The sequence below is a fragment of the Alicyclobacillus acidiphilus NBRC 100859 genome (genome assembly GCF_001544355.1).
Classification (GTDB): domain Bacteria; phylum Bacillota; class Bacilli; order Alicyclobacillales; family Alicyclobacillaceae; genus Alicyclobacillus; species Alicyclobacillus acidiphilus.
The window spans coordinates 1-19,642 of sequence record NZ_BCQI01000024.1 but is presented as its reverse complement, the minus strand read 5'-3'; the positions used below and the strand labels follow the sequence as shown (position 1 = coordinate 19,642).

Genomic DNA, 19,642 nt, shown 5'->3' with positions numbered 1-19,642 from the left:
GCAGCCAGCCGCTTTGTTCAGAACTGAAGGGGGACAACGGGATGAATGTATTTTGGTTTCTTCCTACACATGGAGACAGCAGGTATCTGGGAACGACCAAGGGTGCCCGAGCCATCGACTTCGCGTACTTGCGACAAATCGCGCAAGCGGCGGACTTATTAGGGTTTGGAGGCGTGCTTCTGCCAACCGGAAGGTCGTGCGAGGACGCGTGGGTGGTGGCTTCGTCGCTCATCGCGGTGACAAACCGCTTAAAATTCCTGATTGCGATCCGGCCCGGACTCATGTCCCCCACCTTGTCGGCGAGAATGGCCTCCACGTTTGATCGGCTTTCGAACGGCAGACTGTTGATCAACGTCGTCACTGGCGGAGATCCGGCAGAACAGGCTGCGGATGGCGTGTTTTTCGATCACGACGAACGATATCGCGTGACGGATGAGTTTCTCTCCGTGTGGCGGCGGACGCTGAGCGGCGAGATCGTCGACTTCGAGGGTGACCATATTCGGATTCAGCAAGGAAAGGTTCTGTTTCCACCGGTTCAGCAACCTTACCCACCCTTGTACTTCGGCGGTTCATCCAGAATCGGTCAAGAGATTGCGGCGAAGCATGTCGATGTCTACCTGACCTGGGGCGAACCGTTGGAGCAGGTCAAGGAGAAGATAGACACGGTCCGGGCGCTCGCGAAGGCCCAGGGGCGCGAAGTTCGCTTTGGCATTCGGTTGCACGTGATTGTGCGGGAAACGTCCGAAGAGGCCTGGCAGGCGGCGGATCGTCTCATCCAGTACGTTGACGAGACAACCATTCAGCAGGCCCAAAAGGTCTATGCCCAGATGGACTCGGTTGGCCAAAAGCGGATGAGTGAACTGCACCGTGGGGATAAATCACAGTTGACCATTGGCCCGAACCTGTGGGCTGGGGTCGGGCTAGTCCGCGGCGGGGCAGGGACCGCCTTGGTCGGTTCGCCTGACGAAGTCGCCGAACGCATGAAAGAGTACGAAGCGCTGGGCATCGACACGTTTATCCTGTCTGGCTATCCACATCTCGAAGAGGCATATCGCGTTGCTGAACTGCTGTTTCCGAAGCTGAACCTGCAGGCTCAAGCGACTCCGGAGTCCAACGCTGCTGTCAGGCCGCTTGGCGAGATCATGGCAACCGGAATACTTCCCCCGAAAGCGGTGAGTGTGGCTCCATGACACAACCTACGGCAGTCATCTTGGCAGCGGGCATGTCATCGCGTTTGAGACCATTGTGCGATGATAGGCCGAAATGTCTGTTGCCATTGGGGGATCGGACGATTCTGGATTGGCAGGTGCAGGCCCTTCAGGCCATCGGCGTTCGCGACATTGTCATGGTCGTCGGCTATCTGAAGGACCTGATTCAAAAGCATATCGCCGATCACTATCCAGCGCTATCCGTACAATTTGTCGAGAATCCGCTCTATCAATCGACCAACACCTTGTTCTCACTGCGGCAGGCACTGGAGATTGCCACAGGCGACTTCTATTACCTGAATGCCGATGTGGTGTTTGACCGAGAAATTTTGGTTCGACTCGCGTCTGAGGTCGACGGCGGATACTTGGCAGTCGACAGAAAGCAGTGTCGGGACGAAGAAGTGAAAGTCATCGTCGAGGCGGGTCAGGTCACACAAATTGGGAAGCACTTGAACTCTGCGCTTTGTTTTGGCGAATTCATTGGCGTTGGCAAATTTTCAGGTGAATTCGCGGATCGGTTTCGGTCAAACGTCCATGCTGAAGCGAGGCCCGGAAATGAAATGGCATTTTTTGAACATGCTCTAGACACATTATCAGATAAAGATGGGCTACGGGCAGTCGATGTCACTGGATTGCCCTGTGTGGAAATCGATTTTCCGGAGGACTACACGTATGCAGTTACGGAGGTCCTATCTCGATTGACGATGGAGCGTTGACCGTATATGGGCGAACTGAGCAAAATCAACGCTTGTGCCAAACGGCCGATTGACATTTGGACGAATTATTTGTACTACCCGATGTCTATCGCGTTCGTCTACCTCATCCGCAAGACCCCACTGTCTCCCAACGGGGTGACGGTGTTGTCGCTTGTCACTTGCCTGGCAGGATGCGCTGGATTTTTCCTAGGCACGCGAACCGACGAGATCGCAGGACTGATTGTTACCCAGATTGCCTACGTGTTCGATTGCGCCGATGGACAACTCGCACGTTACCGCCAGCAGTTCTCCTCCATCGGCGGCTGGCTGGACCAGGTCGCGGACAGAGTGAAGGAATTCGCTATCTACTTCAGCCTCGCCTACGGTTACGTGCGAAACCATCCCGGCGACACGTCGGCCTGGCAATGGGCGACGCTTGCGGTCTTCGCGCTCTACCTGCTCGAATACTTCGGTCAAATCCGTTTGAAGTCGGCAGACAGCGCGTCACAGGTCGGTGCCCGTGGAAGAGACGCTGATCAAGCCGGGGCGCTGTTGGCGGAACAAGCCAGTCAATTTGCCAGATTGCAGAGATGGCGAAGCTTCATTCCATTTCGTGGCTTCATCATCGGTGAACAGTACTTCGCGATGCTTGTCTTTCTCATGTTTGGGCTGAGACTGCAGTTATTGATGTTCGTCTCCGTATTGGGGCTCACGATGTGCGTCTATCGCCCCATCGTGCAACTGTACAAATTTCAAAAGCGGTTGGCGTGAGATGAGGAGGGGCTGACTTGCAAGAGACGATGACGATCACCGCTGAGAATTCGGTTCTCGCAGCCAGTATCGAATTGCCGAATTGGCGTGACAGCAAGCGCGGCGTCCCAGTGGTGGTGATATGCCATGGGTTCGTTGGGAATCGAATCGGCGTAAATCGAATCTTTGTCAAAGCCGCACGATCATTCGCCGAAGCTGGGCACTGCGTGGTCAGGTTCGACTTCAGCGGTTGCGGGGAGAGCACCGGAGAGTACGGCAGCGGCGGACTCGACGCGATGGTCGACGAGACGTTGCTTGTCATCGATTCCATCGTCGAGCGGGTGGAATTTCCCATATCGTCGATCACGCTGATCGGCCACAGTCTGGGCGGCCCTGTCGCGATTCGGGCAGCGGCGCGCGATCCCCGAGTGTCGAATCTCGTCCTGTGGTCCGCAGTCGGCAACCCGTTCGAGGAAATCGTTCAAATCACCGGTATTTCGACCTACGAAGAAGCGGTTCGGACAGGCAGCGCGGACTATCTGGGCTATCGACTCGGCCTTGGCTTCTTTCGCTCTCTCGCGAAATTCCACCCATATCGCGAGGTTCGCGAGTTTTCAGGAGATGTGCTCGTGTTGCATGGATCCGCCGACAACGACATATCTCCTGGCAATGCCGTCTTGTACGAACAGGCGTTGGCGCCTCGTTCCCGCGGCGACTACGTGGTCGATAGGATCGCCGGCGGGGATCACACATTTTCCGGCGAACCAGCCGTCAGCGCCTTGCTTGACAAGACGCGGACGTGGTTGAGAGAGCGCAGGCAAACCGGGCGAATCCTCACGACTTACAGGGCGTTCAATTCCAACACGATAGGGCAGTGATCGCTGCCCATCACGTGCGATTCGATGGACGCCCCGACAATGGCGGACTGCAGGCGGGACGAAACGAGAAAATAGTCGATCCGCCAGCCGATGTTTCGTTCCCTGACCCTCGGCATGTTGGACCACCACGTGTACGCGTCGGTCCGATCCGGGTACAGATAGCGAAACGAGTCGATGAACCCGGAAGCGAGCAGCGAGGTCATCTTCTCACGTTCCTCGTCCGTGAAGCCGGAATTGCCGCGATTGCTCTTCGCGTTCTTGATGTCAATCTCTTGGTGTGCGACGTTCAAGTCGCCGCATAGAATCACTGGCTTTTTCGAGTCCAACTCCGACACGTACGACCTAAAACGGTCTTCCCACTCGAGCCGATACGGCAACCTGGACAAATCGCGCTTGGCGTTTGGCGTGTACACGGTCACCAGATGGAACGACTCAAATTCCAGCGTGATGATGCGTCCTTCCGGCTCGCTCTCCGCCTCCATGCCATAGCGCACGGAAAGCGGCGGAATTTTCGTGAACACGGCCGTTCCGGAATAACCTTTCTTCTCTGCGTAATTCCAATACTGCTGGTACGCCTCGCCAATCCCGAGTTGGATCTGCCCCTCCTGCAGCTTGGTCTCTTGCACGCAGAAGATATCCGCGTCAATCTCGTTGAAGTAATCGTAAAATCCTTTATTGACGCACGCTCGCAAGCCGTTGACATTCCACGATACCAGTTTCAGTGTCACAATCCCCTTTTTTCAACTACTTCGTACATACCGATTCTATTTTCCTTCAGTGTAACATACATCGCCAGTGTGCGAGTCGTGATAGACTGGATAGGAGGATGGTGGAATCGATGAGATCTGACACGGACGTGAATCATCTGCTGGAATTGCGATCCGTTCTCGAGGCGGTCGCCAATCGCCTGATTCCCAAAGACGATTGGCCTTCTGGGACGGACGAAGGTGTTGTGGAATACCTGGAACATCGAGCCCAGGAGGAGCCAAACACTTGGATGCATCTATTAGAACCGGGACTCAGGCAACTTGATTCGGAGGCAATCACGAGATACGGATTGCCGTTTACCCATTTGGAAACCAACGGACAAGACGCGCTGCTGCAGGCTGTCGAACACGGAGAAGTGAAGGACTGGCCGGTTTCAGCGAAAAGCTTCTTCGCGACGCTGCTCGAGTTTGCGATGGAGGGTTACTACGGCAGCCCTCTGCAGGGCGGAGCTCGCGAGCGAGCATCCTGGAAGATGGTCGGCTTTCGCCCTGGACCGATTTCGGGAACCGACCTGCCCGTACCGGAGACGGACTTGCCGCAGCGTTCGTTCGATCAACTGCGGGACAGCTACGACGCGGTGATCGTTGGCGCTGGTGCCGGAGGTTCCGTCGCCGCGGCGGTGCTGGCGGAAGCGGGCATGAAGGTCCTCGTCGTCGAGCGAGGGCGCTGGCTTCGCTACGACGAGATCGGCGAGGATCACGTGCGCAACCATCGTCTCAGCCGCTATGGCCACAACACGGGTCCCGACTTGGCCGGCTATCCGCGAACGTTTCTCACGCCGAGCGGCGAGGAACGCGTGACCCAACCGCACGAAAACGATTATCACAACAACGCCATGACCGTCGGCGGCGGGACGCGCGTGTACGGCGCACAGGCGTGGCGGTTCCACCCGGACGATTTTCGGATGGCGACGCGCTACGGTGTTCCTGACGGAAGTTCACTTTGCGACTGGCCGATTCAATATGACGATCTCGAACCCTACTACGACAGGGCCGAGTGGGAAGTCGGTGTCTCCGGCGATAGCGGCGCGCACTTGACTCGCGGACACCGTCGGCGTCCGTACCCGATGCCGGCTTTGTCGCGGACGCTGGAGGCGGATCGATTGGCCCAGGCGGCGAAGAAACTGGGCTGGGACGCCGGGGCGGTGCCGCTGCTTATCAATTCGATCCCGCGCGACGGCCGACCAGCCTGCGGCCGCTGCGGGCAATGCGTTGGTTTCGCTTGCCCCACCAACAGCAAGAACGGCGGCCACAACACGATGTTGGTGAGAGCGCTTGCAACCGGAAACTGCGATTTGGTCTGCGAGACCATGGTCGAACGCATCGATACCGAGGGAGGAAAGCACGCCACGGGCGTTCGCCTGGTCCGCGAGGTGTCGGGACAGATCCAACGACGCCGGGTTCGGGCGGGCCACGTGGTGGTGGCGGCTGGCGCTATCGAAAGCGCGCGGCTGTTGCTCAACTCGGCCAGCGTCGAGGAGCCGGACGGGATCGGCAACCGCAACGGACTGGTCGGTAAAAACCTGCAGGGCCATGTCTATTCAGGCGCCTATGGGCTGTTTGACGATCCGGTGCAGGACGGGCTCGGGCCTGGCGTGAGCATCGCCACGCACCAGTTCGCGCACGGAAATGCCGGAGGCATTGTCGGCGGCGGGATGCTGGCAAACGAATTCACGCGTTTGCCGATCATCCACTGGTATCGCGCCCTCTCTTCCGATGCGCCGCGTTGGGGGTTGGCAGGCAAGGCCGCGATGCGCGAAACGTATTCGCGCACAGGCCACGTTCAAGGTCCCATTCAGGAGATCCCGACGCCCATCGCCCGTGTGCGGATATCCCCGACGGTCAAAGACCGATTTGGCATTCCCGTTGCCCAATTGTCGGGAAGTGTGCATGAAGAATCGATTCGCGCTGGCAAGCTGCTCGCGGAGAAAGCCGAGGAGTGGCTGTGGGCCGCTGGCGCCGTCCAAGTTTGGCGCGTTGGGCCATGGGGTGGGCTGAGCGCAGGTCAGCACCAGGCCGGGACGCTTCGCATGGGCTCCGATCCCGCCGCATCCGTCACCGATCCACTGGGCCGCGTGCATGGCTACGACAATCTGTGGGTATGCGACGGCTCCGTACACGTGACCAACGGCGGCGTGAACCCCGTGCTCACGATCCTTGCTCTGGCCTTCCGCACGGCCGATCATTTGGTGAAACAATGAACAATACAAGGAGGGACGCTATGTTCGCGAAATCGGTCATAGAGGAAGTACTTGAAGCGGCTCTTTCCACAGGCGGAGATTTTTCTGAAATTTTTGTGGAAGATCGGCGCAGTAATCGCTTGTTGCTGCAAGGCGGCAAAGTCGAGATCAGCAACTCGGGTCGCGATTTTGGCATTGGAATCCGTGTCTATCACGGTTTAAACAGTGTCTATACGTATACGAACGACGCTTCCAAAGAAGGTATGTTGAAAGCTGCCAGAAACGCCGCGGCAGCTGTACAAGGGGATGAACGAGCATCGGTTGCTCCGCTGGCGGATCGATCCATCCCTTCCATTCACCCCATCCGATGGAACCCGCTTGACGTCGCCAAGTCGCGCAAGGTCGATGTCATGCGCCGCGCATACGAGATCGCCTACGGGTACCACGAGAAGATTCAACAAGTGATGATTTCGTCCTTTGACGAGGAACAAAACGTGCTTGTCGCCAATTCGGAAGGAACGTTCGCCGAAGACAAGCGGATTCGCAGCCGCCTGGCGATTCAATCGATCGCGGTCGACGGCGAGAAGTACGAAACAGGATTCTATGGTCCGGGCGCTCACCAGGGATTTGAATTCCTGGAGGGGCTGGATCTCTATCATTACGCCTCGGAAGCGTCCCGCATCGCCGTCACCATGTTGGGCGCTGAGCCGTGCCCGAGCGGCAATTTTCCTGTCGTGATCGACAACGAGTTCGGCGGCGTGATTTTCCATGAAGCGTGCGGACATGGGCTCGAAGCGACGGCGGTCGCGAAGAACAACTCGGTCTTCGCGAATCGAATTGGCGAACAGGTGGCTCCGGAGATTGTCACGTATATCGACGACGGCACGATTGCGAACGAGTGGGGATCGTTGACAATGGACGATGAAGGCGAACCGACGCGAAGGAACGTCCTGATTGAAAACGGGATTCTGAAGGGCTATCTCATCGACAAGTTGAACGCGCGGCGGATGGGCATGAGCCCGACTGGCTCCGGCCGCAGACAATCCTATCGATTTGCGCCGACATCGCGCATGACCAACACGTTCATCGCGCCTGGACGCTCGACGCCTGAGGAGATCATCTCCAACACCGAGAACGGGATCTACGCGAAATACATGGGCGGCGGACAAGTGAACCCGGCGACGGGGGACTACAACTTCGCCGTGATGGAGGCCTATCGGATCGAAAACGGCAAAGTTACAACGCCCTTGAAGGGCGCGACGTTGATTGGCAATGGGCCGAAGACCTTGCAGAAGGTCGACATGGTGGGCAACAACCTTGGTCACGGCGCTGGCATGTGCGGATCGTTGAGCGGCAGCATACCTGTCAATGTTGGACAGCCCATGTTGCGCGTCAGTGAAATCACGGTGGGCGGAACAAAGGGGGCTGAATAAGGTGGATCTCAACCAGTTTCAGGAGCGCCTGTTCGAGGCTGGACGGAACGTGGGCTTTACGGACATGGAATGCTATACGAGGAAGCGAGAGCAGTTCTCGTGCAGGTTGTTCGAGGGCGCCATTGACAGTTACGAGTCCGCCGAACTGTTTGGTCTGTCGTTCCGCGGTATGTTCGCTGGCAAGATGGGTTACGCGTTTACGGAGCGAATTGACGAGGAAGCCATTTCGTATCTGCTGGAGAATGCCAAGGAAAACGCGTTGATATTGAAAATGGACGACGAAGAAGACATATTCGAAGGCAGTTCGGAGTATCGGGCTGACAACTACCTCTCCGAAGCGCTTCAAGAGGTGACACCACAGGAGAAGATCGCCTTCCTCATGGATGTCGAGCGGCAGGTGCGGGCATACGATCCACGGGTGACCGGCATCCCATATTGCACGTTGGGCAGTTCCAGCCAGGAGCGTAGCATTCGCAACACTCGCGGCTTGGCGTTGCGCGATGCGAAGAACGAGATCTATGTGGCTGTAGGTGTCAAGGTGGAAGCGAACGGTGAGGTGAAGTCGGGATCAGTGTACCAGGCGACCATCGACTTCGAATCGCTGAACGCGTCGGAGATTGCGCGCAAGATTTGCGAGGAGGCTCTGGGACAGTTGGGATCGAAGGTGATTCCAAACAAGACGTATCCGGTGCTGTTCCGAAGCGATGTCGCGGCAGCTTTGCTTGCGACGTTTGTTCCCATCTTTTCAGCGGAGAACGTGCAAAAGGGAAGATCGCTGCTGGCGGGCAAGCTGGGCAGTCGGATTGGCGTTGATGCGTTGACCATCGTCGATCACCCGTTTCTCCCCGATGGACTGGCCAGCCGCAATTTCGACGACGAGGGCTTCGCATCCCGAGAATTGAAAGTCGTCGAGAAGGGAACGCTGCTGTCCTTTCTGCACAATCGAAAGACAGCCAAAAAGGACGGTGTCGAGTCGACCGGCCACGCTCGCAAAGCCCAGTTCAACGGTTCCGTGTCGATTGCGCCCAGCAACTTGTATATTGAGCCTTCCGACACAAGCTGTGACGATCTCGTCGCTTCGATCGACGACGGCGTGCTCGTCACGAGTCTGTCAGGCTTGCATTCGGGGGCGAACCCGGTGTCGGGCGAATTTTCCCTGGCAGCGCACGGATACCACATCGCAAACGGGCAAATTGCGGAACCGCTCAATCAATTGACAGTCGCGGGCAATTTCTTTGCGGTGTTGCAAAGCATTCAAGCAATCGGTGCAGATCTTGAGTTTCACCCAGCGGCAGGCGGTTCAGTCGGAGCGCCGTCACTCGTGATTCAGGAACTGAGTATCACGGTGGAAACTTGATCAGAGATCGATATATAAAACGGTGCCTGCAGGCGCGGGTCTTCCTGTGCCTGCCTGGCACGCCATCCTCCAATCAGCACTGAACCTCCACCAGTCTTCAAAATCCATTGAATAAACAAAGTGGATACGGCTTCACAGGACGCCAAAGTCCGGTTGCCGTACCAAGGTGCGAAAAATATTGATAAAGACAACTTTTTGCATATGAAAACCATGAAGTACCCGCAGGATTTTGTGTGCCATCTACGAATAACTCAATATCTTTGTTTAACATTCAAATTAATAATAAGGGGGATGCAAGGTGAAAAAGTCAACAATTCAGTGGATGACAGGGGCGAGTGCGGTAGTTCTCACAGGCGCTTTGCTGGCTGGATGCGCGACGGCGCAGACGGGATCGGCAAACAATGCCAATGTTGACGAGCAGGGTGCGGCGAGTTCATCGCCTCAGCAAAAGATCACCATCTGGGATATTCAGACGGGCGCGTCGCAACAAGTGGTTATAAATATGTCCAATAATTTCAACAAAACGCATCCGAACATTCTCTCGCAGGTGCAATTCTTCGAGAACGATCCGTATAAGCAAAAAATCCAAATCGCCATGGGGGCGCACAATCCGCCGGATATCTTCACTGGTTGGGGCGGCGGCACATTGGCGGCGTATGTCAAAGCAGGAGACGTGTACAATTTGACTTCTGCGCTGAATGCCGATCCGGCTTGGAAAAACCGTTTTCTTCCGTCTGTTATGAAACCGGTTACAATCGGCGGGAAGATTTATGGCGTTCCCAACGATGGCGTGCAGCCGGTCATGATGTTCTATAACAAGCAGGTGTTCAAGCAGTACCATGTTACGCCGCCGAAGACTTGGACCCAGTTGCTGGCCGACGTCAAGATCTTCAAGAGTCACAACATCACGCCCATTTCGTTGGGCGGCAAGGACGAATGGCCAGATCTGATGTATGAAGAATATTTGGTCGATCGGATCGGCGGGCCGCAGGTGTTTGACAACGTCATCGCCGGTAAGAAAAACGCGTGGTCGAATCCTGCGTTTATCAAAGCCAACACGATGATTCAGCAGTTGGTCAACGCAGGCGCATTTGAGCCGGGATTTAGTTCCGTGAGCTCGAACGAAGGCGAGGACGCTGCGCTGCTGTACACAGGAAAAGCCGCGATGTGGCTGATGGGCAGTTGGGGCTTCGCGTCCGTGCTTTCGGATGACAAGAGTTTCATTCAGCAAGGAAACTTGGGCTGGTTCGCGTTCCCGAAGGTTCAGGGTGGCAAAGGCAATGTCAACGATATCGCCGGAAACCCGTCGAACTACTATTCGATTTCCAGTGTATCGAAGAATAAGCAGGCGGATGTGACATTCTTGAAAGACGCCGTGCTGAGCCCGCAAAACGTCAAGGACTGGATTAGCATCGGTGACGTCCCACCGGTCAAAGGCATCGATTCGGAATTGAAGAAAGCGACCTACGGCGACTACTTGTCGTTCACCTACAATATGGTCAAGAACGCTCCGAACTTCCAAGCGTCCTGGGATCAGGCGCTGCCTCCGGCTGAGGCGCAGGAGCTGTTGACGGATCTGAGCAAGCTGTTCCTCAACCAAATGACGCCGCAGCAGCTATCGGCTGACATGAATAAACACATGTCCTGAGTTTCGCGTCTGGGCGCCTCGTGTTTGGGGGCGCCCAGCCAAACATCGTTTGGAGGAGCGTGAAGGTATGGGAACAGGCATGAATTGGCAACGTTGGGTCATGGTCGCGCCAGCTGTTCTCTTTTTCGCAGTCTTCGCATTGTTCCCGATGATTGTCGCGGTGTACTACAGTGGGCTCAATTGGAACGGCATCGGGATAGCCAAATGGGTAGGCGGACAAAACTGGGCGGAACTGTTTTCTGATGGCGAGGCCTTGATGTCGCTCAGGTTGACGGTGGAGCTGATGGTTCTCTCTTGGGTCTTTCAGACCCCCATCAGCCTGTTGATAGGCGTCTTTCTGGCTGGCCGCCAGAAGCATCGGGCTGTGTTTGGCGTGTTTTACTTCGTGCCACTGCTCTTTTCCTCTGTAGCGATTGGCGTCACATGGTCGTATATTCTCAATCCCAACTTCGGATTGGTCGATGCGCTGTTGAAGGCTGTGGGCATTGGCAACGGCGAACAAAACTGGCTTGGCAACACGCATATCGCGATGCTCGTCGTCAGCATGATCATCGCATGGCAGTTCATTCCATTCCATTCGCTCCTGTATCAGAGCGGTGCTAAACAAATTCCGGATTCCTTGTACGAGGCCGCGAAGATCGATGGGGCCGGACCTTGGAGTTCGTTTTTCCACATCACCATACCTCAATTGAAATATACCGTGGTTACCTCGTCGGTCTTAATTCTTACAGGATCGCTGACGTATTTCGATTTAATTTACGTTCTCACCGACGGTGGACCTGGAACTTCGACGACGGTGCTCGCCATGGATATGTACAAACAGGCATTTTCCAACCAGAACATTGGATACGGAAGCGTGCTCGCCGTGATTTTGGCCGTGGCTGGCGTCGTTTTGTCCATTCTGACGTTGCGCTTTACCGGTTTCAATCGCATGGAGAGTCAATTGGAGGGTATGTGATGCTTGCGACAAATGCCGCCAACTTGGACACTGCCCCTGCGGTGAACTCGCGATTTCGCCGCGGGCCGACGTGGTACAACGCATTGTTCACCTTTCTGGGGTTCATCTGGTTGATCATCGCTTTCTATCCGGTGCTGTACATGCTGATGACCAGTTTGCGCTCGGAACAAGGATATTTGCTTGGCATTCCCTGGCTGCCTTCCTTGCACCCGACGCTGGAGAATTATGCCACGGTGGTACAGGCGGGATTTGCCCACTTCTTTCTCAACAGTATCATCGTGTCGCTTTGTTCGGTTATCCTGATTGTGGGATGCTCCATTCTCTGCGCTTACGTCGTCGTGCGCAGCCGAAATCGGGCAGTCCGAGTGATTTTCAACGTGTTTTTGGTGGGATTGGCGTTGCCCATTCAGGCGGCCATCATCCCCATCTACATTCTCATCACGGACATGGGGCTGTACGACAAACTGATTGGTATTATCTTGCCTTCTGTGGCGTTTGGCCTACCGCTCACAGTGCTGATTCTGGTTAACTTCGTCCGGGATATTCCGAACGAGCTCTACGAATCCATGGGTATGGATGGCGCCAGCGATTTTCGCATACTCCGCCATCTCGTGCTGCCGCTTGCTACGCCAGCGCTCGTCTCGGTCTCTATCTACGATTTTGTTCAAGCGTGGAACAACTTTCTGTTTCCGCTCGTGCTCACAGAAAGCACGAATTCCCGTGTCATGCCGCTGGCGATCGTGAGCTTTCAAGGGCAGTATACGATGAACGTGCCGGTGACGATGGCCGCGGTCATCCTGTCCGCTTTGCCGCTCATCTTGGCCTATATCTTTGGCCGGCGCTGGCTTCTCCGCGGCATGTTTGCCGGTTTTGGCAAATAGCGAAGAAGACAGGCGCCCCAAATTTGTGTATAATGGAAGTGATAAAGCTGGTATTTCGTGAATTGTGCGCTGGTTGTAGTCCCATTGCAAAGTATTCAACGCGGCAGGATATAGATTGCATCAGGCGTGGTCATTGGAGCCACATGGCCGCAAGAGAGGCAGGGCTTGCGGCGAGTCTACCACACACCACTTAAATACCCATGTAGTCGACGTGCGGCGGGCACGGTTTCTATTTTGTCAAGACTTTGTCATATCAAGGGCTGTTCCAAGTCCAGGTCGTTGGATTTGAGAACAGTCCTTTTTCACGTGTGTTCCATGGTCGCATCCCAGCGCGCATGGTTCGTGGTCAAAAGGTAAGTACGCGTATCGAAGAGTATATAGGGATGGAATCGAGTACATGTGATCACTGACGGTCACAGGGCTGTATGAAGTTACTCAGCGAGGTGACCATCGTGAAATCTGATCATCGAGATCGGAAGCCTGAAGAGCGCCGACGTCGGCGAAGAACCTGGATCCTGTATGGGACAGGTGGGTTGCTGGTATACGCGGCGATCCTGTCGGCGGTGCTGTACGGCGCACGCAAATGGATGTTGACGGCTGCGACGTTCAACCCGGCTCCTTTGGAAAAGCAGCCCAAAGAGGCTCAGGCTACCGTGATCTACGCGGGAGACGGCTCGGTCTACATGCGGATTCCGCCAGTCGGAGGCCCCAATCAGGTCAAATACCAACACATTCCTAAAGATTTGCAGAACGCGGTTGTCGCCATCGAGGACCACACATTCTGGACGCGCAAGGGGCTGGATATTCGGGGAATCGCTCGTGCGACTTGGCACGATTTGTTGACGAACAGCCGATCCGAAGGCGCCAGCACGATTGAAGAACAATTGGCGAAGATGGTCTACCTGACGGACGATAAGACGTTCAAATACAAGATCAAGGAAATCATCTATGGTCTGCAGATCGATCGCGATTTCACCAAACAGGAGATTCTGACTCAGTATTTGAACCGGGTTTTCCTAGGCGAGAACTGCGTCGGCGTCGAACAGGCAGCCGAACGGTATTTTGGCGTCAATTTGGCGAAGGGGCAGACGCTCAGCCTGACGCAGGCCGCATTGCTGGCCGGATTGCCGCAAGCGCCGAGTGAGTACGATCCCATTCGGCATCCCAAGGAAGCTCTCGCGAGACGCAACCAGGTGCTCGAGGCGATGGCGAAGTACGGATACATATCCGAAGCCCAGGCGCGGACTGCGCAGAAAGCGCCGCTTGGTGTGAAGTATCATAGCTTGTCCGATAATGTTTGGGATAAGAATCCGTTGTTCACCAATTTTTTGTTGGACTCGTACGCCAACCTGGGATTTTCCCGCCAAACATTATTTCAAGGCGGCCTGAAGATTTACACCACGATTCAACCATCTGTACAGAAGGCCGTCAACGCAGTCTTTTGGGGAACCAAGTACAATTCGGCCTTTCCCGCTCCTGTGGCAGGCAAGCCCGTCGACGCGGCGGCAATTTTCGTGGATCCAAAGACGGGCGGGGTGCTTGGCGCTGCCGGAAGCCGAAAATCGGACTATTCTCCAGATGGATTCGACAGGGTGTATGCGTATAGTCAGCCGGGATCGTCGATTAAACCGGTACTGGAATATGGTGCGGCGATTCAAAGCGGAAAATTCACGCCTGCCTCGATACTCGACAATACGCCGCACGATTTTGGCGGAGGCTACGTTCCACAGAACGATTCCGCAGCGCCAGATTGGGTAACGCTGCAATATGCTTTGGTGAACTCGGAGAACGTCGCTTCTGTGTGGTTGTTGCAGCAAATTGGCATGAACGCTGGGATTCAATTCGCACAGCGCGATGGCATTTCGTTCACGGCGGGGGACAAACAACACCTCTCCATCGCCATTGGCGGCATGGAAAAAGGCGTAACGCCGTGGGAGATGGCGCAGGCTTACGAGGCATTCGACGATCACGGTGTGCAGAACAAGGAGCACTTGATCACGCGGATTGTGAACGCGAACGGGAAGACCATCTATCGTTTTAAGCCTGTCTCCAAGACAGTGATGAGCGCGCAAACGGCAAGCACGATGACGAGGTTGATGATGGACGTCGTCAAGGACGGAACCGGTCAAGACGCCCAAATCCCCGGTTGGGACACAGCTGGGAAGACAGGAACCGTGCAATTCGACGAGGGTCTGTCAGGCGCTCATCCGAATTGGATCTCGCGAGCCTGGTGGGACGGTTATACGCCGAATATCGTCGGTTCCATCTACATTGGCTACGACGATCCGCGAAGCACGACGTACCATCTCAACTGGAATTCGGAACCGAATCACTACTGCGAACTGATTTTCCGCGACGTTTTGGAAATGGCGTTGCGGGGTGAGAAACCGCAGAGCTTTCAGCTTCTGCCCGACACGACGGGAACGGTCTCATCGCCGCCATCGAGTCCGAAGCTGCCCGCGATCCCGCCAGTCAGTCCGCAAGGAGGACCGCATGGTTCCAAGGCCGGAGCGAACGGACCGGGATCGCAAAACCCACCCGTGCCGTGGAACGGTCCGTGGTTTGGCCACGGTGGAGCGGGATGGGGACGAGGCCGCCATGGGCGGTAACTTTGCGACGGGTGGGCGCGGGTGTTGCGCGGTTGCACAGGCGTTTCAGTTTCCGTTCGGAAGCGAGATGGCGGCTTTGAACAAGTCGCCGTCGATGCCGATCTGCAGCGAGCCGTCGTGGAGATCGACAATCGATTTTGCAATCGCCAGCCCCAAGCCGGAACCCTCGGTATGGCGCGACTCGTCTCCTCGCTTGAAGCGTTCGAACAATTCGTCGATGTCGCCGTTCAGTTCGTACTTTGCGATATTTTTGAAGATCAACGTCGTCGTCGATGGATTCGTCTCGACCGAGATGTAGACTCGCGTGTGTGGCAAGGAGTATTTCAGGATGTTGCCAATCAGGTTATCGAACACGCGCCACATCTTTTGCCCGTCGACGACGCAGTACACGGGCTCGGCCGGCTTCGACACGCGAACGTCGAGATGCGATTCGACGATGGCTTCGTCGCGCTCGGCCAACGTTTGTTGCAACAGTTGTGTGATATCGATTCGCTCCTTGACGAGTTCCACGTTGCCGCTCGCCATTTTGGAAGCTTCGAACAGGTCGTCAATCAGGATTTTCAGGCGCTGCGATTTTTGATCGATCACGTCCACATACGCGGCCCGGTCCTGTTCATCGAGATCGGGTTGTTTCAGCAACTCCGTGTAGGTGATGATGGAGGTCAGCGGCGTCCTCAGGTCGTGGCTGACGTTGGTGATGAGGTCCGTCTTGAGCCGCTCGCTCTTCGCTTGCGCGGCTTGCGACAACTCGACGCCGCGCTTCAACCGGTTGACGTTGCCTGCCAGCTTGGCCAGTGTGGAAGAACCCTTCGCGGCCAAATCAGGCGGCATCAATCCGGCAACCAGCATCGACGTGTTCTCGGTGATGCGGTTGAGTCGTCCCGCACGCCTGCAAGCGGCAATCAGCGTAGGAACGGTGAATATGACGAACAGCGGCACGTACAAGGCCCACGCTCCTGAATACGACAGGGCGACCATGAGGCCGAAGCCGGATGCGAAGAAGACGCCGAGCGTCCAGAACAATTGCAGACCGAGGCTCCGGTACAGAAATGAATCGCGGACTGCGCAGGCGCAGCGGACCATGACACTTCCACGCCAAGCGATGTTCCACTCGGCTGGTTCGCGGATCACATCGTATAGGAAGATGATTTGCACCATGGTCAGCAGGACGAGCACGGTAGACGTGACAAGCGCTTGCAGGAAGTAGACGACATTGAACTGGATGGCGGAGAGATTGATGTTCAATTTGGCCAAGGTGCATATGACAAAGATGAACAGCGCCAGCGCACGCACGTCGAGCGGCACTTTGTTGTAAATCTCCTTCCAGGGCCGATAATTGAGGCTCTCGATGACGCCCACCTTCACCATCGTGTACAAACTCGCGGCAATTGCCGCCAAACCGCATGCCGTATACGCGTACAGCACGAGAGGATTCTCGTAGTAGCTGCTGACAAACAGGGGGCGTACACCGGTCAATCCAAAGGTAAACAGAAACAACCAGCCTATTTTTTGCACGTCACTTTTCCATCTTGTAGCCAACGCCCCACACCACCTTTAAATGTCTTGGATTCTTCGGATCGATCTCGATTTTTTCCCGAATCTTGCGCACGTGCACGGCGACCGTGTTGTCCGCATTGTAGTAAGGTTCTTGCCAAACCCGTTCATAGATTTCCCGAATCGAAAACACGCGTCCGGCATTCGTCGCGAGCAACGCAAAAATCTTGTACTCCATCGGCGTGAAGTGGACAGGTTCGCCGTTGACGGTGACCTGGCGAGCGACAGGATCGAACGTGATCCCGTGCAATTGAACGACCTTGTCTCCACGTTCCTTGTCTTCACTTTCGAACGTGCCCAGACTCATGTATCGGCGCAGCTGCGCCTTTACACGGGCAATCAACTCCAACGGATTGAACGGTTTGGTCATATAATCGTCCGCGCCAATTTGCAGCCCTAGCACCTTGTCAGCATCTTCGCTCTTCGCACTGAGCAGAATAATCGGGATATTTTGTGCCTCGCGAATTTTGAAAGTCGCCGCGATCCCGTCGAGCTTTGGCATCATGACATCCAGGACGATCAGGTGCACCGTATGGCACCGCAGCAACTCCATAGCTTCCAGGCCGTCCTTCGCATGCAGCACATGCAGTCCTTCGTTTCGCAGGTAGATTTCGATAGCCTCCCGAATCTCCTTGTCGTCGTCCACCACGAGCACACATTGCGAGTCCACGACATCACCTCCTGGGCCGTTCCTGGACATTCCGATCTCGCACGACCATTGTAGGACGACCATTGTAGGACGAACCTCGTGTGCGTGTCTATAGTGTAGTGGACATTTCTTAATAACGAGGGGAGCAAATTCTGAAGGTTTTCTGAAGATCGAGTCGATGATTGTGCAGGGGCGGATAAGGCGGCGTGGTTGGGACGGGGGAGATGGGCGGACAAGGTGGCGAGGGCCGCTTCAGTGTGCGCGATCCATCCAATGGTCCTGCGATCCCGACAGCTTTCGAGTGCCCTCATTTCGGGCGTTGGGCCGATGTTGTCGTCGGGATCGAGGGACATGGCTGCCTAGTTCGAAGGGTGCCGTCGCCGACGCGATCAGGGCGAACCCGACAAATCAGGCTGCTGGTTGATACCGGGGACCATGCTCATAAAGGTGTAATGTTCTGCAGCACCCAAATTCCCTTCGGGCCTTGGTCGACAGGTTGATAGAGATCCAGCAAGAACGAACATGGGCCGTGCTCGACCCGTACGGTCGCATGCCGCAATCCGGAACCGCGTTCCGTGTATTTTTGAACTAAAGTATACCTATCCGTCTCGTACAATCCGAACAATCTCCCAACGACTTGCGCGGTGCGGATTGGATCCAGCCTCCACAGATTTCTCCCTCTATCAACCGTCTGCTGAATTCGAATGTAATCTTCGTTTGGAATTTCAACGTAACCCGTTGTCACATCCGTACATTCGGCCACGCGTATCCCTCCTCATGCTTCAAGGTACTTCAGTGTATGGGTGAATATCGCCCATTGACGAGGGCGGATGCCCAGAGTGAACGCGGCAAGAAGGTATTGGTTGCTTCAGCAGAGAATGGATCGTAGCTAGTCGACTCGATTGGAGGCGGAATACGTTTGCGAACCAAGAAAATCATTCTTACATGTGCCTTCATCGTCCTGTCCGTGACATGGGGAGTCAACGTCATCTTTCAAATTTTGACGGAAGTGGTTCACGTGATCCGGGCGGTCTGGTTGATTCCCGTTCAAGATGTCATGGGGTTTGCAGAAAGTCTCGGCCTCCTAACCGTCATATGGTGCGCTGCTTTTCCCGCCCGAGCAGACTATTCAAAGCTCACGCGCACATTGGGACGTGTGACCTTCGGGCTTGTGGTCATTCAAATCGTCGTCAGTCGCGTTATTTTGATGTTGACGTTGCACAGGATAGTGGCGTAGGTGTCGGCGGGATTCGGCTGCAAGATATGGCTGCCGCGATATGGCTGTCGCGATCGGCGAGATGAAGAATCACAAACATTGGCGGCGGGCGAGCGGCCTATTGCGCGGTGACGGAGGGAGTTGCAGTCGACAGGCTGCTCATGTAAGGAGCTGGAACTGGTTAAGCGTCGTCCAACTGCGGTTCGGCTTCGGTGCGGTTTCGGCTCGACTTGGTCGATCCGCGTTCAAAGCGGCACTTCAACAGGGACACTTCATCCGGATATTCGAACCCTGTTCCGCGACAGTGGGCTTCGAGAGGGATTCGCGGGCCGGGGGCATCAGTAGCCGGGGGCATCAGTACTTTTGATGGATTTCAAACCTGCCGACAGAAGCCGACGGAACAAATGTATTCGCGGAGCGTCAACAGACCAGCGCATCCATGATAGAATAACGTCGACGTGGCAAAGTCAAGGTGGCAAATGGCGTGACACTCGCCGGCCGGGTGAAGGTATTAGCAAGAGACCAGGGGAGCCGGGGCAGAATACGTTCGGGCCGAACAAATGGGACTTGATTGCAGCGCGATTGTCGATGGATTGCACCGCGCGAACCGAAAATGATGGCAAAAGGGGCGGGGGGTTCTCGGATGGCGAATTCAGCGCGAATTGGCGAATTTGAATTGTTTCTCGATTGGATGTATTCGCCGCAGGACCGACATATGCGCGGGTTCGCGCATTCGCTCCAACTCGTCGCGCCGCGTCTGGGATGAGAACGCCGCCGTAACTCCGCAGGGATCGCCTGCGGCTCCATTGAAGCTTGGTAAACATTACCCTTCAGTACGGTTAATCTCCGTAACTCCGCA

Annotated in this window: 17 protein-coding genes; 13 read left to right on the top strand and 4 right to left on the bottom strand. The window is 55.7% G+C overall.

From position 1 onward, the window contains the following. The first annotated feature begins 41 nt into the window (after positions 1–41). Genes ssuD through AAC01S_RS10450 form a run of 4 tightly spaced genes read left to right on the top strand, consistent with a single transcriptional unit; the run spans position 42 to position 3,531 of the window. A complete protein-coding gene (gene ssuD / locus AAC01S_RS10465) occupies positions 42–1,190 on the top strand; it encodes an FMNH2-dependent alkanesulfonate monooxygenase (RefSeq protein ID WP_067621721.1) in 1,149 nt (382 codons plus the stop codon). Further along, positions 1,187–1,924 carry a phosphocholine cytidylyltransferase family protein gene (locus AAC01S_RS10460; protein ID WP_067621719.1) on the top strand — a complete coding sequence of 246 codons (738 nt, stop codon included), beginning with the start codon at positions 1,187–1,189 and terminating at the stop codon, positions 1,922–1,924. Before ssuD ends, AAC01S_RS10460 begins: the two co-directional genes overlap by 4 nt. Before the next feature lie 6 nt (positions 1,925–1,930). Beyond that, a complete protein-coding gene (locus AAC01S_RS10455; RefSeq protein WP_067621717.1) occupies positions 1,931–2,674 on the top strand; it encodes a CDP-alcohol phosphatidyltransferase family protein in 744 nt (247 codons plus the stop codon). Positions 2,675–2,691: 17 nt separating this feature from the next. Further along, positions 2,692–3,531: an alpha/beta hydrolase gene (locus AAC01S_RS10450; RefSeq protein WP_083511697.1), complete on the top strand. Its 840-nt coding sequence runs from the start codon at positions 2,692–2,694 to the stop codon at positions 3,529–3,531. Here AAC01S_RS10450 and AAC01S_RS10445 read toward each other — a convergent pair. Next, a complete protein-coding gene (locus AAC01S_RS10445) occupies positions 3,495–4,253 on the bottom strand; it encodes an exodeoxyribonuclease III (RefSeq protein ID WP_067621764.1) in 759 nt (252 codons plus the stop codon). The genes AAC01S_RS10450 and AAC01S_RS10445 overlap by 37 nt on opposite strands. A 116-nt stretch (positions 4,254–4,369) precedes the next feature. On the opposite strand from AAC01S_RS10445, the gene AAC01S_RS10440 reads away from it, so the two are divergent. The 7 genes from AAC01S_RS10440 (at position 4,370) to AAC01S_RS10410 (ending at position 15,364) form a co-directional block, all read left to right on the top strand. Further along, positions 4,370–6,499, top strand: a complete 2,130-nt coding sequence (locus AAC01S_RS10440; RefSeq protein ID WP_083511707.1) for a GMC family oxidoreductase — start codon at positions 4,370–4,372, stop codon at positions 6,497–6,499. A 20-nt stretch (positions 6,500–6,519) separates the two neighbouring features. Next, on the top strand, positions 6,520–7,911 hold the full coding sequence (locus AAC01S_RS10435) for a TldD/PmbA family protein (RefSeq protein WP_067621709.1): 1,392 nt from the start codon (positions 6,520–6,522) through the stop codon (positions 7,909–7,911). Position 7,912: 1 nt separating this feature from the next. Next, positions 7,913–9,268: a TldD/PmbA family protein gene (locus AAC01S_RS10430; RefSeq protein WP_067621703.1), complete on the top strand. Its 1,356-nt coding sequence runs from the start codon at positions 7,913–7,915 to the stop codon at positions 9,266–9,268. A 298-nt stretch (positions 9,269–9,566) separates the two neighbouring features. Continuing rightward, a complete protein-coding gene (locus AAC01S_RS10425; protein WP_217997828.1) occupies positions 9,567–10,916 on the top strand; it encodes an extracellular solute-binding protein in 1,350 nt (449 codons plus the stop codon). Positions 10,917–10,983: 67 nt separating this feature from the next. Then, positions 10,984–11,874, top strand: a complete 891-nt coding sequence (locus AAC01S_RS10420; protein WP_067621699.1) for a carbohydrate ABC transporter permease — start codon at positions 10,984–10,986, stop codon at positions 11,872–11,874. Next, positions 11,874–12,755 carry a carbohydrate ABC transporter permease gene (locus tag AAC01S_RS10415; RefSeq protein WP_083511696.1) on the top strand — a complete coding sequence of 294 codons (882 nt, stop codon included), beginning with the start codon at positions 11,874–11,876 and terminating at the stop codon, positions 12,753–12,755. Before AAC01S_RS10420 ends, AAC01S_RS10415 begins: the two co-directional genes overlap by 1 nt. 452 nt (positions 12,756–13,207) lie before the next feature. Further along, a complete protein-coding gene (locus tag AAC01S_RS10410) occupies positions 13,208–15,364 on the top strand; it encodes a transglycosylase domain-containing protein (RefSeq protein WP_067621697.1) in 2,157 nt (718 codons plus the stop codon). A 45-nt stretch (positions 15,365–15,409) separates the two neighbouring features. On the opposite strand, the gene AAC01S_RS10405 is transcribed toward AAC01S_RS10410, so the two are convergent. The 3 genes from AAC01S_RS10405 to AAC01S_RS10395 all read right to left on the bottom strand — a co-directional run bounded on the left by AAC01S_RS10405 (position 15,410) and on the right by AAC01S_RS10395 (position 18,330). Next, the gene (locus tag AAC01S_RS10405; RefSeq protein ID WP_157071129.1) at positions 15,410–16,903 is read right to left on the bottom strand and encodes a sensor histidine kinase; all 1,494 of its coding nucleotides are present in this window, start codon (positions 16,901–16,903) and stop codon (positions 15,410–15,412) included. Then, positions 16,881–17,588 carry a response regulator transcription factor gene (locus AAC01S_RS10400; RefSeq protein WP_067621695.1) on the bottom strand — a complete coding sequence of 236 codons (708 nt, stop codon included), beginning with the start codon at positions 17,586–17,588 and terminating at the stop codon, positions 16,881–16,883. Before AAC01S_RS10400 ends, AAC01S_RS10405 begins: the two co-directional genes overlap by 23 nt. A 418-nt stretch (positions 17,589–18,006) precedes the next feature. Next, positions 18,007–18,330: a hypothetical protein gene (locus tag AAC01S_RS10395; protein WP_245630172.1), complete on the bottom strand. Its 324-nt coding sequence runs from the start codon at positions 18,328–18,330 to the stop codon at positions 18,007–18,009. Between the two features lie 156 nt (positions 18,331–18,486). On the opposite strand from AAC01S_RS10395, the gene AAC01S_RS10390 reads away from it, so the two are divergent. Both AAC01S_RS10390 and AAC01S_RS20095 read left to right on the top strand, forming a co-directional pair. Beyond that, the gene (locus AAC01S_RS10390) at positions 18,487–18,804 is read left to right on the top strand and encodes a hypothetical protein (RefSeq protein ID WP_067621688.1); all 318 of its coding nucleotides are present in this window, start codon (positions 18,487–18,489) and stop codon (positions 18,802–18,804) included. A 622-nt stretch (positions 18,805–19,426) separates the two neighbouring features. After that, entirely contained in the window at positions 19,427–19,549 is a 123-nt protein-coding gene (locus tag AAC01S_RS20095) for a hypothetical protein (RefSeq protein WP_281178127.1), read from the top strand. Positions 19,550–19,642: the final 93 nt, after the last annotated feature.

What these genes read in the sequence shown, in the direction of transcription:
- AAC01S_RS10440 (WP_083511707.1), top strand. Translation starts at nt 4,370, where the DNA reads ATGAGATCTGACACGGACGTGAATCATCTGCTGGAATTGCGATCCGTT.
- AAC01S_RS10460 (WP_067621719.1), top strand. Translation starts at nt 1,187, where the DNA reads ATGACACAACCTACGGCAGTCATCTTGGCAGCGGGCATGTCATCGCGT.
- AAC01S_RS10455 (WP_067621717.1), top strand. Translation starts at nt 1,931, where the DNA reads ATGGGCGAACTGAGCAAAATCAACGCTTGTGCCAAACGGCCGATTGAC.
- AAC01S_RS10415 (WP_083511696.1), top strand. Translation starts at nt 11,874, where the DNA reads ATGCTTGCGACAAATGCCGCCAACTTGGACACTGCCCCTGCGGTGAAC.
- AAC01S_RS20095 (WP_281178127.1), top strand. Translation starts at nt 19,427, where the DNA reads ATGGCGAATTCAGCGCGAATTGGCGAATTTGAATTGTTTCTCGATTGG.
- ssuD (WP_067621721.1), top strand. Translation starts at nt 42, where the DNA reads ATGAATGTATTTTGGTTTCTTCCTACACATGGAGACAGCAGGTATCTG.
- AAC01S_RS10435 (WP_067621709.1), top strand. Translation starts at nt 6,520, where the DNA reads ATGTTCGCGAAATCGGTCATAGAGGAAGTACTTGAAGCGGCTCTTTCC.
- AAC01S_RS10420 (WP_067621699.1), top strand. Translation starts at nt 10,984, where the DNA reads ATGGGAACAGGCATGAATTGGCAACGTTGGGTCATGGTCGCGCCAGCT.